The sequence below is a fragment of the Flavobacterium oncorhynchi genome, assembly GCF_002217355.1.
In the GTDB taxonomy this organism is placed as follows: Bacteria; Bacteroidota; Bacteroidia; order Flavobacteriales; family Flavobacteriaceae; genus Flavobacterium; species Flavobacterium oncorhynchi.
Map to the genome: position 1 here is coordinate 120591 of NZ_MUHA01000028.1, position 15961 is coordinate 136551.

Annotated in this window: 15 protein-coding genes; 5 read left to right on the forward strand and 10 right to left on the reverse strand. The window is 33.2% G+C overall.

The genetic code is table 11. From position 1 onward, the window contains the following. Window positions 1-103: 103 nt before the first annotated feature. Window positions 104-1591, reverse strand: a complete 1488-nt coding sequence (locus B0A75_RS18305) for an aminotransferase class V-fold PLP-dependent enzyme (RefSeq protein ID WP_089055707.1) — start codon at window positions 1589-1591, stop codon at window positions 104-106. 182 nt (window positions 1592-1773) lie between these two features. Here B0A75_RS18305 and msrA point away from each other — a divergent pair, with 182 nt between their 5' ends. Next, window positions 1774-2307: a peptide-methionine (S)-S-oxide reductase MsrA gene (msrA, locus tag B0A75_RS18310; RefSeq protein WP_089055708.1), complete on the forward strand. Its 534-nt coding sequence runs from the start codon at window positions 1774-1776 to the stop codon at window positions 2305-2307. A 71-nt stretch (window positions 2308-2378) separates the two neighbouring features. Beyond that, window positions 2379-3947 (forward strand): protein adenylyltransferase SelO, encoded by a 1569-nt coding sequence (locus B0A75_RS18315; RefSeq protein ID WP_089055709.1) that lies wholly within the window; start codon window positions 2379-2381, stop codon window positions 3945-3947. Window positions 3948-4097: 150 nt separating this feature from the next. Here B0A75_RS18315 and B0A75_RS18320 read toward each other — a convergent pair whose 3' ends face one another. Together B0A75_RS18320 and B0A75_RS18325 are read right to left on the reverse strand one after the other, a co-directional pair. Continuing rightward, a complete protein-coding gene (locus B0A75_RS18320; protein WP_089055710.1) occupies window positions 4098-5066 on the reverse strand; it encodes a YpdA family putative bacillithiol disulfide reductase in 969 nt (322 codons plus the stop codon). 3 nt (window positions 5067-5069) lie between these two features. Continuing rightward, window positions 5070-5546 (reverse strand): CYTH domain-containing protein, encoded by a 477-nt coding sequence (locus B0A75_RS18325; RefSeq protein WP_089055711.1) that lies wholly within the window; start codon window positions 5544-5546, stop codon window positions 5070-5072. A 194-nt stretch (window positions 5547-5740) separates the two neighbouring features. Between B0A75_RS18325 and B0A75_RS18330 the strand changes: the two genes are divergently transcribed. Both B0A75_RS18330 and B0A75_RS18335 read left to right on the forward strand, forming a co-directional pair. Then, on the forward strand, window positions 5741-6652 hold the full coding sequence (locus tag B0A75_RS18330; RefSeq protein ID WP_089055712.1) for an OmpA family protein: 912 nt from the start codon (window positions 5741-5743) through the stop codon (window positions 6650-6652). Between the two features lie 19 nt (window positions 6653-6671). Then, on the forward strand, window positions 6672-7223 hold the full coding sequence (locus B0A75_RS18335) for a hypothetical protein (RefSeq protein ID WP_089055713.1): 552 nt from the start codon (window positions 6672-6674) through the stop codon (window positions 7221-7223). An 81-nt stretch (window positions 7224-7304) separates the two neighbouring features. Here B0A75_RS18335 and B0A75_RS18340 read toward each other — a convergent pair whose 3' ends face one another. From B0A75_RS18340 to B0A75_RS18370, 7 genes are all read right to left on the reverse strand, one after another. After that, window positions 7305-8342: an o-succinylbenzoate synthase gene (locus B0A75_RS18340; protein ID WP_089055714.1), complete on the reverse strand. Its 1038-nt coding sequence runs from the start codon at window positions 8340-8342 to the stop codon at window positions 7305-7307. A 29-nt stretch (window positions 8343-8371) separates the two neighbouring features. Beyond that, on the reverse strand, window positions 8372-9574 hold the full coding sequence (locus tag B0A75_RS20555) for a tetratricopeptide repeat protein (RefSeq protein ID WP_089055715.1): 1203 nt from the start codon (window positions 9572-9574) through the stop codon (window positions 8372-8374). Window positions 9575-9614: 40 nt separating this feature from the next. Continuing rightward, window positions 9615-10124, reverse strand: coding sequence for a DUF2199 domain-containing protein (locus tag B0A75_RS18350; RefSeq protein WP_089055716.1), 510 nt, complete (start codon window positions 10122-10124; stop codon window positions 9615-9617). Window positions 10125-10140: 16 nt separating this feature from the next. Next, window positions 10141-10818, reverse strand: a complete 678-nt coding sequence (locus B0A75_RS18355) for a metal-dependent hydrolase (RefSeq protein WP_089055717.1) — start codon at window positions 10816-10818, stop codon at window positions 10141-10143. 31 nt (window positions 10819-10849) lie between these two features. Then, window positions 10850-11812: a 1,4-dihydroxy-2-naphthoate octaprenyltransferase gene (menA, locus tag B0A75_RS18360; RefSeq protein ID WP_089055718.1), complete on the reverse strand. Its 963-nt coding sequence runs from the start codon at window positions 11810-11812 to the stop codon at window positions 10850-10852. 93 nt (window positions 11813-11905) lie between these two features. Next, the gene (locus B0A75_RS18365; RefSeq protein ID WP_017498510.1) at window positions 11906-12739 is read right to left on the reverse strand and encodes a 1,4-dihydroxy-2-naphthoyl-CoA synthase; all 834 of its coding nucleotides are present in this window, start codon (window positions 12737-12739) and stop codon (window positions 11906-11908) included. A gap of 802 nt (window positions 12740-13541) precedes the next feature. After that, window positions 13542-14399, reverse strand: a complete 858-nt coding sequence (locus B0A75_RS18370) for a CvfB family protein (protein WP_089055719.1) — start codon at window positions 14397-14399, stop codon at window positions 13542-13544. A 142-nt stretch (window positions 14400-14541) separates the two neighbouring features. Between B0A75_RS18370 and B0A75_RS18375 the strand changes: the two genes are divergently transcribed. After that, the gene (locus B0A75_RS18375; RefSeq protein ID WP_089055720.1) at window positions 14542-15891 is read left to right on the forward strand and encodes a M20/M25/M40 family metallo-hydrolase; all 1350 of its coding nucleotides are present in this window, start codon (window positions 14542-14544) and stop codon (window positions 15889-15891) included. Window positions 15892-15961 lie beyond the last annotated feature (70 nt).

Here is a 15961-nt window from a genome sequence, read left to right on the forward strand (position 1 = left end):
ACAGTTTAAATAAAAAAACCGATAGATTTTTAAAGTCTATCGGGTTTTTAGTATTTCAAAGTTCTTCGTATATAGTTTAAAGAAACTTGCAGTAGATTAATTCTTAAGATTTAAACCAGCCTTCAACCAATTCATCTTCAAAAGAAGTTGCATTTTTATGAACAAACTCATTTGTATCTTTATTGTAAGAATAGTCTAAAGCCCACTCTTTATGGTTTTTAGCTAACTCTTTAATGCTTTCACAAACAAAAGCAATTTCTTCATCAGTCGTAGTTGGATGAATTGACATTCTAATCCATCCCGGTTTTTTGATTAAATCTCCAATTGTAATTTCGTTAACCAGCTTATTTGAAGTTTCTTGATCAACATGAAGTAAAAAATGCCCGTAAGTTCCTGCACAGCTGCATCCTCCTCTAGTTTGAACTCCAAATCGGTCATTTAATATTTTTACACCTAAATTAAAATGAAGGTTTTCAATAAAAAATGAAACAACTCCTAATCTGTTTTTATGCTGTCCTGCTAGAATTTTAATATTATCAACAGGTTCTAATTGACTGAAAACGTAATCAACAATTTCATGCTCACGCTGTAAAATGTTTTCAATTCCCATTTCTTCCTTTAACTCAATTGCCAAAGCTGTTTTAATAACCTGAAGAAATCCTGGAGTTCCGCCATCTTCACGATCCTCGATATTGTCAATATATTTATGCTCTCCCCAAGGATTTGTCCAGCTCACAGTTCCACCGCCGGGACAATCAGGAATCATATTGTTGTATAATTTTTTATTAAAAATAAGAACACCAGAAGTACCAGGTCCTCCTAAGAATTTATGCGGAGAAAAGAAAATAGCATCTAAATACGCTTCTTCATCTGCAGGATGCATATCAATTTCTACATATGGTCCTGAACAGGCAAAATCGACAAAGCAAACACCGTTGTATTGATGCATTAATTTGGCAGCTTCGTGAAAAGGTGTTTTTAAACCTGTAACATTCGAACACGAAGTAATAGAAGCAATTTTTATTGTTCTATCGCTGTATTTTTGTAACAACAGCTCTAAATTATCTAAACTAAAAAGTCCTTTTTCACAAGACGGAATAATTTCGACATCAGCAATAGTTTCTAACCAAGAAGTTTGATTAGAATGATGCTCCATATGTGAAATAAAAACAATAGGTTTTTTCTCTGCAGGAACTGTTGTAAAGCTTTTTAGATTTTCAGGAATTTTCAAACCTAAAATACGTTGAAACTTATTAATAACACCTGTCATACCAGTTCCATCTGTAATCAAAACATCATCGTTATTAGCGTTTGTATGACGTTTGATAATATGTCTTGCATGATGATACGCCTTTGTCATGGCAGTACCAGATACAGTAGTTTCAGTATGTGTGTTGGCTACAAAAGGGCCAAATTGATTTAAAAGTTTCTCTTCAATTGGTCTGTAAAGCCTTCCGCTGGCAGTCCAATCAGTATAAACAATATTTTTTTTGCCAAAAGGTGACATAAATTCCTGATCTATGCCAACAATATGTTGTCTAAAGTCCTGAAAGTAGGTTTCTAGACTGATGGTACTATTTTTGGTATTCATTAGTGTGCCTGTGTTTGAATGCAAATATATTGTTTTTTTATAGAATTGAGAATTTATCAATTATAAACTTCAAACAGTGAGTAAACTTTTAATATCTTTAGTTAAAAAGCTATTTTTTAGATAAATTATCATAATATTCTATCGGATTAATAGGGCATGTAAACTTTAAACTATTTACATTTATGGAAAATTTATCAACAGCCACTTTTGGTGGTGGATGTTTTTGGTGTGTAGAAGCTGTAATTCAGCGTTTAAAAGGAGTTGAAACAATAAAATCGGGATATTCAGATGGTTTTATAAAAAATCCCGCATATCGTGAAGTTTGCACGGGACGCACTGGTCACGCAGAAGTAATTCAGGTAACCTTTAATCCTGACATAATTTCATATCATGATTTGATAACTGTGTTTATGACGAGTCATGATCCAACAACTTTAAATCGTCAAGGCGGTGACAGCGGTACCCAATATCGTTCGATTGTTTTATATCATGATGAGGAACAAAAGGAAATTGCTGAAAAAGTGTTTCAAGAAGTGCAGTCTGTTTACGCAGATCCAATTGTTACGCAGTTAAAGCCTTTTGAAGTCTTTTATGAAGCCGAAGATTATCATCAAAACTATTACAACAACAATCAAGAAGCCGGCTATTGTCAGTTTGTAATCGATCCGAAAGTTCAAAAACTTAAAAAAATGTATGCTGATAAATTAATTGGCTGATAAATTTTTAGTCACGAATTAGAGGTAATAAAAAAATCATCAAAAGTTGTAGCAAGCCTACATAAACTAAAATGAAAAATTTAAAAATAAATAATCGATTTACTGCGGAATTACCTGCAGATCCTGAAACTACAAACGAAGTGCGTCAGGTGAAGAATACTGTATTCTCGTATGTAGACCCAACAAAACCATCGAATCCTAAGTTAATTCATGCTTCCGAAGAAGTTGCAGAATTAGTTGGTATTTCAAAAGAAGAAATTCATTCTGAAACTTTTTTGAATGTTTTCTCAGGAAAAGAAATCCTATCAGGAACACGTCCGTTTGCAATGAGTTATGCTGGACACCAGTTTGGAAATTGGGCAGGGCAATTAGGTGACGGTCGTGCTATTAATTTAACGGAAGTTGAAAACAACAGTAAGTTTTTTATGCTTCAATTAAAAGGAGCAGGAAAAACACCTTATTCGAGAACTGCAGATGGTTTGGCGGTTTTGCGTTCTTCTATTAGAGAGTATTTATGTGCTGAAGCCATGCATTATTTAGGTGTGCCTACTACTCGATCACTTTCTTTAATGCTTTCTGGTGATCAAGTGTTGAGAGATGTTTTGTATAATGGAAATCCAGCTTACGAAAAAGGCGCAATTGTTTGTCGAGTTGCTCCGTCTTTTATCCGTTTTGGAAGTTTTGAAATGTTGACAGCCCGAAACGAACTCAAGAATTTGAAACAGTTTGTTGAATATAATATCAAACATTATTTTCCTGAAATCACAGGTGAGCCGAAAGAACAATATTTAACATTCTTTAAGAAAGTGGCCGATTCTACTCACGAAATGATTTTGCATTGGCAGCGTGTGGGTTTTGTACATGGCGTAATGAATACAGATAATATGTCGATTCATGGAATTACGATCGATTATGGTCCATATGGATGGCTAGAAAACTATGATCCAAACTGGACGCCAAACACTACCGATAGTCAATATAGAAGATACAGATTTGGAAATCAGCCTCAAATTGCACAATGGAATTTATACCAATTAGCTAATGCAATTTATCCTTTAATAAATGAAACAGAGCAATTAGAAAAAATCTTAGAATCATTTATGGATGATTTTATTATAGATTATAAAGTGATGTTTTTGAGTAAATTAGGTTTGTTTGCTTTAAGTAAAACTGATAATGCTTTAATTGATGAGTTAGAAGCTAATTTGCAATTAACAGAAACGGATATGACTATCTTTTTTAGAAATTTGAGTACTGTTGAAAAAGAAGATTTAGTTGAAAAAGCAATAGAGAAAATTGAATTTTCGTTTTATAAAATGGAAGAAGTTTCCGGGGAAATTCTAGAAGCATGGAAAAAATGGTTTTCGCAATATCTAGAAAGATTAAAAGCTGAAAATTTATCAGATCAGGAACGTTCACAAAGGATGAACTCCATTAATCCTAAATATGTGCTTCGTAATTATATGGCGCAATTAGCTATTGATGCAGCAGACAAAGAAGATTATTCGTTGGTAAATGAGTTTTATACGCTCTTGCAAAAACCTTACGACGAGCAGCCTGATTATCAAAAATGGTTTGCAAAACGACCAGATTGGGCACGATCTAAAGTAGGTTGTTCAATGCTTTCTTGCAGTTCTTAAATTTTATTTTTAGCCAGGAATTTCACGAATTAGCACGAATTAGATTTTTGTTACATCGAGCGAAGTCGAGAACACGTTAGCATCTCGACTTCGCTCGATGTGACAGTTCGAAAATAAATTAGTGTAATTAGTGAAATTCATGGCAAACCTTTATTTAGTACTAATATAATCCATTATCATATTAGCATGTATTCTTGAGTTCTCAATAAACCATTTGTGCGTCTGCATTCCGCCGCAGACAACACCAGCTAAGAATAGACCTTTTACATTTGTTTCCATCGTTTCGGCGTTGTAAACAGGAATCTTTAATTCATCATTTGAAAGTTCAATGCCCATTTTTTCTAGAAAAGTTAAATCGGGTTTATAGCCCGTTAAAGCCAAAACAAAATCATTTTCAATCGTAACTTTTCCGTTTGGAGTTTCAATTTCGACTTCGTTATCTTTTATTTTCGTAATATTAGATTCAAAATAAGCCTTAATGCTGCCCTCAGCAATTCGGTTTTCAATATCAGGTTTTACCCAATATTTTACTCTATTGTTTATTTCGTTTTTACGAATCACCATTGTAACATCAGCACCTTTTCGCCAGCATTCTAAAGCGGCATCAACAGATGAATTATTGGCGCCAACGACTAAAACTTTACGGAAAGCATATTCGTGGGCTTCTTTGTAATAATGACGTACTTTAGGTAATTCCTCTCCTATTACATTCATTTGAATTGGAATATCATAAAAACCCGTAGCAATAATCACATTCTTTGCTTCATACAATTTTTTATCGGTGGAAACTACAAAAGTCGAATTTTCGATTTTTTTGACTTCGGTAACTTTTTCAAATAAATTGATATTGAATTTAAAATAACGATGAATATTTCGATAATATTCTAAAGCTTCCTGTCTTCCAGGTTTTGGAGCAAGACAATTAAACGGAATATCACCAATTTCTAACCTTTCGGCAGTAGAGAAAAAAGTCATGTACAGCGGATAATTGAATATACTGTTTACAATAGCGCCTTTTTCGATTATTAAGTATTTTAAATTGTTCTTTTGAGCTTCAATTGCGCAGGCAAGTCCTATTGGCCCGCCTCCCACAATAATTACATCATATTGATCCGTCATAAATTATTCTTTTTCCCAGCTTTTAAAAGGATGTTTACTTAAATAAGCATTGTAATATCTTTTGTCATCTGTTACCTCTTTCCCTAGCCATTCTGGCTTTTCAAAAGTTTCTGTTTCAGATTTCAGTTCCACTTCGGCCATTATTAAGCCTTCATTTTCGCCGTAAAATTCATCAACTTCAAAAATATGATTTCCAAGTTTTACCTCGTAACGTGTTTTTTCTATTTTGCCTTTTTCGCATAATTTTAAAAGCTCTATAGCTTCATCAAGCGGAATTTCATTCTCCCATTCAAAGCGCGACATACCGCCTTGATGCCCAATACCTTTAATAGTTAAAAAGGCTTTTTCGCCTTTAATTCTAACTCTTACGGTTCTTTCAGGAATCGAACTTAAATAGCCTTGGGCAATTTTATTATGAGTAAAAGCTTGTTCTTTAAAATCATTTGATTTTACAAGAAACTTTCTTTCTATTTCGAGCATTTTGTTTCTGAATTAATTTTACTCAAAGTTACTTAATTAAATTAAGTTTGAGAATTTGCATTTATAAAACCTCTTTTTATTTGTTCACGAATCAAATTCAAACAAAAGTGGAAAATGCAACCATGTTGATTGATTGTTAGTAGGTTACGTGTTTTTATTTTTCCTAAATTTGATAAAACCTTAACTTCATTACTATGTCTAAAAAAGCACTTTATCTATTGGGCATTGCAATAACAATCATTTTGGGGACTTTTTTATACCTGAAATTCTGTTGCAATTGTTGTACGAAAACAGCTGACGTTACTACTGAAACAGTAAGCGTTGTTGTAGCTCAGGACACTAATTTTGTTCCCTTTGTTTTAAGCGGTTCTGGAATTGATTATCGCACACACGGCAATCTTAAGTTCCTTAAAAACAATGCAGCGGTAATCATGCCTGTACATGATTCGGTAGCTATAGGAATAGAAAATCTAAAAGGGTTTTTAATTAAAAATCCACAGCAAAAAATTACGATTACTGGTTACGCCACATCTGATGAAAAGAACACTACAACTTTTGAGAATCTTGGTTTAGCAAGAGCAAATGGAGTTAAGAACTTTTTTGTTTCTAAAGGATTAGCAGCTTCTAATTTTGATACAAAAGGCAAAATTATCGATCAATGGAAAATGAGTTCTGATACGCTTCTTGGTCCTGTTGAGTACAATTTTGAGAGTGCTAATACCCCAGCGGTATCGACAGATGAATGGGTTATTTTAAAGAATAAGATTAATGGTGATGCATTAGTTCTTCATTTTAGCACCAATAAATCTAGTGAAGATTTAAGTGCCGACGAGAAGCAAAAAGTGGCAGATATAGCCAAGTACATGGATCATGTTAAAGAAGCTGTTGTATTGGTTGTTGGGCACAGCGACAATGTAGGAAATCGTGATTCGAATATTGTTCTTGGACAAAAACGTGCTGATTTCTCTAAAAACTATCTGGTTAAAAAAGGCATTGAGACTACACGAATTGAAACGCAATCAAAAGGTCCTGATGAACCAATTGGAGAAAATACTACCGCAGAAGGTAAAGCGAATAACAGAAGAACTGTAATTACAATTAAATAACTAATTAAAATATACGATTATGAATATACCATGTATCTTAATACCGATTTTAGTGGGGTTAATCTGTGGAATTTTAGGTTACTTACTAGGAAAAATGAATTCTAAAGGAGATGATTCACTGGCTGTATCTTTACAAGCCGATTTAGATGCTTGTAAAGCAAATACGAAAAGCTTAAATGCTAAAATAGCAGCATTAGAAGCAGATTTAGCAGCAAAAGTAAAAAACACTTCGTCTACGGCGCAGTCGTTTGTGTCTTCACCTGCTGCAATCGCATTTGATGCAGCTTTGGCAGCCACAGTTTTTGGTAAAAAAATAAAAGAAAATGATTTGAAAGTTGTTGAAGGAATAGGTCCAAAGATTGAAGCTTTATATCATGCAGCAGGAATATCAACTTGGCATCAATTATCAGAAACATCTACAGAAAAATCGCAATCTATTCTGGATGCAGGCGGAGAAAATTATGCCATTCACAATCCAAGTACTTGGGCTAAACAAGCTTTATTAGCCTATCAAGGTAAATGGCAGGAATTAAAAGACTGGCAGGATAATTTACGTGGAGGGAAAGAGTAAAAAAAAGACACAAAGGTTCAAAGATACAGAGGTTCAAAGGTTTTAATACTTTGTTCCTTTGAACCTCTGTAACTTTGAACCTTAAAAACTGGCTCCCAGCCAGTTTTTTTTTGTATTATACCATAGCTGTCCTTGTTTTACTTCGAGCGGGCAATCAAAATTATTAGTGTAAAGTGCTCCTGTTCCTAATCCTTGCGGCATTTTTGAGTTTAAAAGAAAAGTCCATTGCGCAATTGCATTTAAACCAATATTGCTTTCTAATGCCGAAGTAATCCACCAGCCGATATTATATTTTTCGGCTAAAGTGATCCATTCCTGTGTTCCTCTAAAACCGCCGACAAAACTTGGTTTTAAAATAATGTATTGCGGTTTGATTTTTTGCAGCAATTCTTCTTTCTCTTCTAATGAAAAAACGCCTATCAATTCTTCGTCTAAAGCAATTGGAAAAGGTGTTGCATTACATAAATCTGCCATTGCAGTAGTATTTCCTTTTTTTATAGGTTGTTCAATACTATGAAGTTGAAATATATTGAGTTGGTTAAGTTTATCTAAAGCTTCATTTAAAGTAAAAGCACCATTTGCATCGACTCTAATTTCGATTTGTTCTGCCGAAAAATGACTTCGGATAAACTCAAGTAATTCTAGCTCTTTTTGAAAATCTATAGCGCCAATTTTAAGTTTGATACAATTAAAACCATCCGCTAATTTCTCTTCAATTTGTTCTTTCATAAATGAAGCTTCACCCATCCAAACTAAGCCGTTTATAGGTATTGATTCAGAATGCGACGTAAAATTTGAAGGAAAAAGTAAATACGGATTTTCACTTTTTAATGATAAAAAAGCCATTTCTACTCCAAACTGTATTGAAGGAAACTCTAACAAAGCTTCCCAAAGTGCAGTTTCTCCTAAATGAATATTTTCACAAGTCCATTTAAGTTTTTCCTCATAATCATCACGATCATCAGCGCTTAAGCCTCGAAGAATTCCGCATTCTCCTATTCCTTTTCTGCCATTATCGTCTAAAACAATAAACCAGGTTTCTTTTTCGGTCATAATGCCGCGAGATGTCCCAGACGGACGTTTAAACTCGAGCATGTATTTATGGTAAACAGCTTTCAATTTATTGTTTTTAAATTAAGGAAAGGTTTTTAATTATAAAGTTTTAAAACTTTTTCGAAATCCTTTGATGGCAGGCCAGCTTTTTGAAAAACAGTAAAATCTTGTTTTGTTTTTTCTTTCCAGCTTACACTATCAGTTACATTTTGTGTTTGGTATTTTTTGTAAATTGCTTTGGCTTCGCTGTAATCATCGCTTATCAAGTAAACATGAGCAAGATTTAGTTTAACTAACAATTCAGTATCATCAAGCTTTTCACCTTCTTTTAAAAATTTCAACGCTTTTCCGTATTGCTTGGTTAAAATGAAGCAATAACCAATAGAGTTGTAATCTAAAGCAGTAGCTTTTCCGTCGTTAATAATCGAATTTAACTTAGGAATAGCTTCGTTGTATTTTTGTTGTTTTATTAATAAAGAAGCCTGCTTTCTTAAATCACTGTAAACGTTTTTAGAAATATCTTCATCTTTATAACAAGCGTTTCCAAAATCTTTGTATGCTTTGGTTTTTTCAACTGCTAATAACTTCTGAAATTCTGTATAACGATATTGTTTGATGATTTTATTTAGAATACAAACACAAAAATCATCAGAATTGGCCATTTTTTGTGCTAATGTAGATGTTTTACATAAGCTGATAATTTCGTTTTTATTGTCTTTATCCCAGCCACGACTAAGAACGGTATTAACCCACGGAACAACTTCTAATACTACTTTTTGATTCAAAAACCAGTTTTTACTCTGAAATGCAAACCAAATTGTATTTGAATTCTGGTTCAAACAAGAAGATTTATCTACAGATAAACGTTTGGCATCTTTACTTAACGGTTCTGTCTGTGCATAACAAGCTTTATCTGTTTTACCGTCTATAATGTATCTTTTTGCGTCGTCATTTGAAGCAAACAAAGCATAGGTACAAGTATCATCTCCGGAAATTTTTGACATCAAAAAAACGGCTCCTGCAGATCCTTGACCAATTCCATATGGATCTGGAATTGCTTTTAGTACCGAAACTAAACTATTGGCCATTTGCTGGTTTTCGTCTAAAAGAGTGATTCTGTATACAATTTCGGTAGTACCTAGAGGCAGATCTTCTATTTTAAAAGTTACTCTGTCTCCGGCAGAAACAATAAGTTCTTTAGTTGTAGCTCTTTCTTTATCCCAATAGCCGTCTTTTTGTGCAAAAACGTTAGATGAAGCTATAATTAAAATAAATAGAGCTATTTTTTTTAAATTCATTTTAGAAAATTTAGTTAAAGATCTCATACAAATTTCAAGCCTATTTTTTAAGTATTGCGTTTATTCTCTTTTCAGCTTCTGCTTTTGTGATTCCTTCGTAATAATCTTTTACAAAAGGATGATCAAAATCTTTGTGAGGAAATATTTCTGGTCTTTCATTTCCAGTTTTTGTTACCACTGTTGTTGGAATGCTGTTTGAGAACTCATATTGCGGAATATAATTTGAAAGCCAGCCAAAATACTGGTTTTCTTCTTTTTGATCATCAAAGTTTTCTAAGTAGTTTTCAAAACTTTTTTCGCTTAACGAAACCCAGAAGCCATATTCTAAATCTTCGCAGTGATCATTAACTTTTTGAACTAGAACACATCTAATAAATCGATCTACTTGATCGGAATGTTTTATAACGCAAAAATCTTCATCAATTACAGCAATATCTTCCTTTTCCTGAGAAGATAGATTGCTGTAGCTGTTTGGAGCGTTATAAGTTATTGCGGGCCAGCTTTCGTGCTCTTCGCCGCAGCAATCACACGTAAATTTAATATCACTCATATTTTAACAAATGCTATTATAGCTCAATTGAGGCGCCAATTTCTAAAAGCATTAAATCTTTTCCTTTATCAAAGAATTTACGAATTGATTCTTCATGATTAATTTCGATATAGCCAAAAGTATCAAAATGATAGCCAAGAATTTTATCGCATTCAACAAAGTCAGAAGCAATAATTGCATCTTCAACATCCATTGTAAAATTATTTCCGATTGGAAGAATAGCAAGATCAAGTTTAGTTCGTAACGGAATTAATTTCATGTCGTAAGTAAGTGCAGTATCTCCAGCAATATAAATATTTTTATGCTCTCCTTCGATTACAAATCCGCCAGGATTTCCTCCGTAAGTACCGTCAGGAAAAGAACTTGAGTGAATTGCATTGACATATTTTACTTTTCCAAAATCAAAATTCCAGCTTCCGCCATGATTCATAGGATGAGAGTTAAGACCGTTTTTTGCATAGTATCCTGCAATCTCAGCATTTGAAACAATGACTGCATTAGTTCGTTTTGCAATACTTTCCACATCAAGAATATGATCGCCGTGAGCGTGTGTTAATAAAATATAGTCTGCTTTTAGGCTGTTGATATCGATGTGTGAAGCTTGCGGATTTCCTGTAATAAATGGATCAACAATAATGTGCTTTCCTCCTACTTCAATTCCTAAAGAAGCATGTCCGTAAAAAGTGATTTTCATTTTATGAGTGTTTTTATAGTTGAACTTAATTTTATCTTCCGCCTAAAAATAGGTTAACAATTATATCTGAAATCAATGAAATCATACATACTGTTAATAATATAGAAAGTAAAAATGTACTTAATGCTAGTTTTTTTAATTCGGGATCTAAAAGCTTAGGGTTTTGATTTTTATAAACCGTAATTAAATGTTTAGTTAAAGGAATATAAGCTAATAAGAATAAATATTGATCAAAGTTATAATCGCTTAAAAAGGCAAAAACTACAACTAAAATCATTGCTGTAATAATCAATGAGAAATGATAGATTTTTGCTTTTGCTCCGCCAATTTGAACTACGATTGTATTTTTTCCTGATTTTCGGTCTGATTCTTCATCACGCATATTATTCAGGTTTAAAACGCCCACGCTTAATAATCCGATAGAAATTGCCGGAAGAATTAAAAGCGGATCAACTTCTTTTGAATATAAAAAGTTAACACCTAATGTGCTTACAAGCCCAAAAAAGATGAAAACAAACACATCACCAAATCCTTTATAACCGTAAGCAGAATTACCAACTGTATAACGAATTGCTGAAACAATTGCAGCAATTCCTAAAAGAAGAAAGAATATTGAATAACCAAAATTTGATTCTCCAAAAGCAAAATAAATTAAGATAATGGCAGATAATAAAGTTAACAGCGAAGTAATTATTATCGCTTTTTTCATCGCTTGAGGCGTAATAACTCCGCTCTGAATAGCACGCTGCGGCCCTACTCGATCAGCATTATCAGTACCTTTTACACCATCTCCGTAATCATTTGCAAAATTGGATAAAACCTGCAAACCCAAAGTAGTTAAAAGAGCAAAACCAAAGATTTTCCAGCTAAAAACGTCTGTTGGTGTATTGATAGTTTCTGTTGGGTTTGAAAGTGCATAAATACTCCCAACTATAATTCCAGAAACCGATAAAGGTAATGTGCGCAGTCTAGCCGCTTCAATCCAATGTTTCATTATTTATTTTGTTTATTTTAATTTCAAGTTTTAGGTTTCACGTTTCAGGTTCGCAATTTGAAACCTGAAACTTTAAACTATTTTGTAACTTCTTTACGGCAGCCATTTATTTTCGCCAAAATTTGGTTTTCTTTTTTCTAAGAAAGCGTTTCTTCCCTCTTTTGCTTCTTCAGTCATATAAGCTAAACGAGTTGCTTCTCCAGCAAAAACCTGCTGTCCTACCATTCCGTCATCCGTTAAGTTCATAGCGAATTTTAGCATTTTGATAGATGTTGGAGATTTTTGAAGAATTTCCTGAGCCCATTCATAAGCTGTAGCTTCAAGTTCATCGTGAGGAATTACAGCATTTACCATTCCCATATCCATCGCTTCTTGAGCAGAATAATTTCTTCCTAAAAAGAAAATTTCTCTTGCTTTTTTCTGTCCAACCATTTTAGCCAAATAAGCAGATCCGTATCCACCGTCGAAACTGGTAACATCGGCATCAGTTTGTTTAAAAATAGCATGTTCTTTACTAGCCAAAGTCATGTCGCAAACTACATGTAAACTGTGTCCGCCGCCAACTGCCCATCCTGGAACGACTGCAATAACCACTTTTGGCATAAAACGAATTAAGCGCTGTACTTCTAGAATGTTTAAACGGTGCTGACCATCTTCGCCAACATAACCTTGATGTCCGCGTGCATTTTGATCACCGCCGCTGCAAAATGAATAAACTCCGTCTTTTGTCGACGGTCCTTCAGCAGAAAGTAATACTACTCCAATCGAAGTATCTTCCTGTGCATCGTAAAAAGCTTGGTATAATTCTGAAGTTGTTTTAGGTCTGAATGCATTTCTAACATTTGGTCTGTTGAAAGCAATTCTAGCAACTCCGTTACATTTTTTATAAGTTATATCTTCAAATTCTCTGGCAGTAATCCAATCCATTTCTGTTTGTTTTATTTTAAAAATTTATAGTGTAAAAATAAGCCATTTTTTAGATTTTCACCCACTGATTTTGGTTTATATAGCGGTTTACAATTTGCGGTAATGTTAACAATTAGGCTTTTTGCTCAAAAAATAACATTTTTTAACATTAGTTATAAAAAATAATAAGTAATTTTACATCCTAGAAATCAACGAGATACGATTTATTTTGTTGATACAAGATTGATTTTCTTTCACTGATTTATTAACCTAAAAAATGATTTTTTTGAGAAAATTTAAAAAATTTGTCGCTCATTTTTTTATGGTTTTTATTAGTAAACCCTTGAATAATGAGCAAATGATTTATTCATTTGTCAAGACTTCGAAAAGAAGATAGTAACACCTAAGGTTAAACACTAGAATTGTTTAAGTAATTAGTATGAAATTGATTACGAAAAGAGGAAAAGATACTAACTAAAACTTTCTATAAATTATTTTCTAAAACCAATGGATTAGCCGTGAAATTAACGTTTCGCTTTTAAGATGGATGTATTGATTGTTTAAAGACATACCTTTTCAAGAAGTAGCTTCTAAAATTTTTAAAGCTGCTATTTTTTGATCAGATTCGAATTTATTTTATTTCTGTTTTTTTTTAATTACAATTTTTTTTAAAACGAGAATAAAAAGGGAAAGGCTGCTTGTAATGAGCAGCCTTTCCTGTTATAATCAGTTTGTTTAAACTCTAAAAAATAGAAATTCCAAATTCCAATTGAGCATTCAATGCCATTGGAATTTGGAATTTTTTATTGAAATTTTAAAAATGCTAATTTTCTTTTACCAAATAAATTCCATCTTCCTTGATCTCGATAAGTTTTTCTTTGTATAAAGCTCCAATTGCTTTCTTAAAAGTTTTTTTACTCATTTTTAGGACCGTTTTAATATCTTCAGGGTGCGAATTGTCGTTTAAACGTAAAAAGCCTCTATTTGCTCTTAATTCATCTAAGATTTTCTCTGCATTTGGTTCAATACTTTGGTAACCTTGAACTTGCAATGCAACATCTATTTTATTGTCAGGGCGAATGTTTTTAATGTAACCACGCATTCTGTCGCCGGTTCTTATTGAATCGTCGTAAACTTCATCTTTATACAACAAACCTTTGTGCTGCTCATTGATAATTACATTTATTCCTAATTCAGTAATATGCGAAACGATCAAATCAACTTCTTCTCCTTTTTCAACTGTAAGCTGATCGTTGTTTAAAAATTGGTTTAATTTACTTGATGCTACTAAACGATTCGTTTTTTCATCTTTATAAAGGTAAACCAGATAACGTTTTCCTTTTTCCATTGGACGAGCTTGTTCTTTAAACGGAACAAGAATGTCTTTCTCCATTCCCCAATCCATAAAAGCGCCCACATTATTAATATAATTTACTCTTAAAAGTGCAAATTCATTTAATAAAATATAAGGTTCCAGCGTAGTTGCAACTGGGCGTTGTTCGTGATCTAGATAAACAAAGACAACTAGTTCTTCGCCTATTTCAAATTCATTTGGAACATATTTGTTGGGTAATAAAATGTCGTGAATTCCTTCAGGATCTTTTTCAGGATTTCCTAAAAAAAGTCCCACTTTGGTATCACGTAATATAGTTAGTGTATTGTATTTTCCTATTTCAATCATATTCATAAAGTTCTAAGGTGCAAATGTACGAAGTTTGAAAATGGTAATCCGAAAAATATGCGGGATAAAAAAAGAAGCAGTCATTTTATTGTAGTTTGTTGCTTTTGGTTAAATTTGAAAACTTGTAATTAATCCCAAATCAATGAAAAAGAATCTTATTTATACTGCTTTTGCCTTTCTTCTTTTCGCGCAGGCTTCAATCTCGCAAGTTTCCGAAGACTTGGAAATAAAAAAAATGATAGGCGAAATTAAGGCCGAAAATCTTGAAGCTACCGTTTATAAATTAGTTTCGTTTGGAACTAGACATACTTTGAGCGATGCAAAAAACAAAACAAAAGGAATTGGGGCTGCGCAGCAATGGGTGAAATCTGAGTTCGATAAATTTGCATTGGAATCTAACGGAAGATTAACTTCTGAAATTGACTATTTTACTGTTAAAGCCGACGGTAAGCGAATTAACGTAGACAGCCAGATTGGGAATGTAATGGCGACTTTAAAAGGAACTGACCCTACAGATAATCGTGTATTGATTATCAGCGGACATCTTGATTCACGCGTAACAGATGTTATGAATATTAAAGCAAATGCTCCCGGAGCAAATGATGATGGTTCTGGCGTTGCGGCAGTTATTGAACTTGCCAAAGTAATGAGCAAAAGATCATTTCCAGCTACTATAATATTTGTTGCTGTAACTGGCGAAGAACAAGGTTTGATTGGAGCTCGACATCTTGCAGAAAAAGCAAAAGCACAAAACTGGAATATAGTTGCAATGCTTAATAATGATATGATTGGCAACAGTTTATCAAGCGGGACTAATTTAAGAGACAATACTCAAATTCGCGTTTTCAGTGAAACAATTCCGTATTTAGAAACTGAAGAAGAAGCAAAAATGCGTAAAGCTGTAAGCCGTGATAATGATAGCCCATCAAGGCTTTTGGCTCGATATATAAAAACCGTTACAGAGCAATATGTAGATCAGCTGAAAGTAAAATTAGTATATCGAAATGATCGTTTTTTGCGTGGTGGAGATCATACTCCTTTTAGTCAAAATGGTTTTACCGCCGTTCGTTTTTGCGAAATGAATGAAAATTTTGATCATCAGCATCAAGATTTAAGAACCGAAAACAATATTAAATATGGCGATTTGCCGGAATTTATGGATTTTGATTATTTAAGAAAAAATACCTGTTCGAATTTAGCCACTTTAGCTAATCTTGCTTCATCGCCAAAAGCACCAGAAAATCTTGGAATTGTGGTTAAGAAACTTTCAAATTCATCGACTTTAATTTGGTCAGCACCTGCTGGAAAAGAACAGTATGGTTATCAAATTTTAATGCGAGAAACTTCTTCTTCACATTGGGAAAAAACCTTTTTTGTAAAAGATACTCGAGCCGAAATACCTTATTCTAAAGATAATTACTTTTTTGCCGTGCAAACTGTTGATGCTTTAGGACATGCAAGTTTACCTGTTTTTCCAATTCCAATTAAATAATAGAACTAAAAAAAGCGCCTTTATGGCGCTTTTTTTAGTTCTATTTGTAAGTATTTTCTTTTTTAAAGTA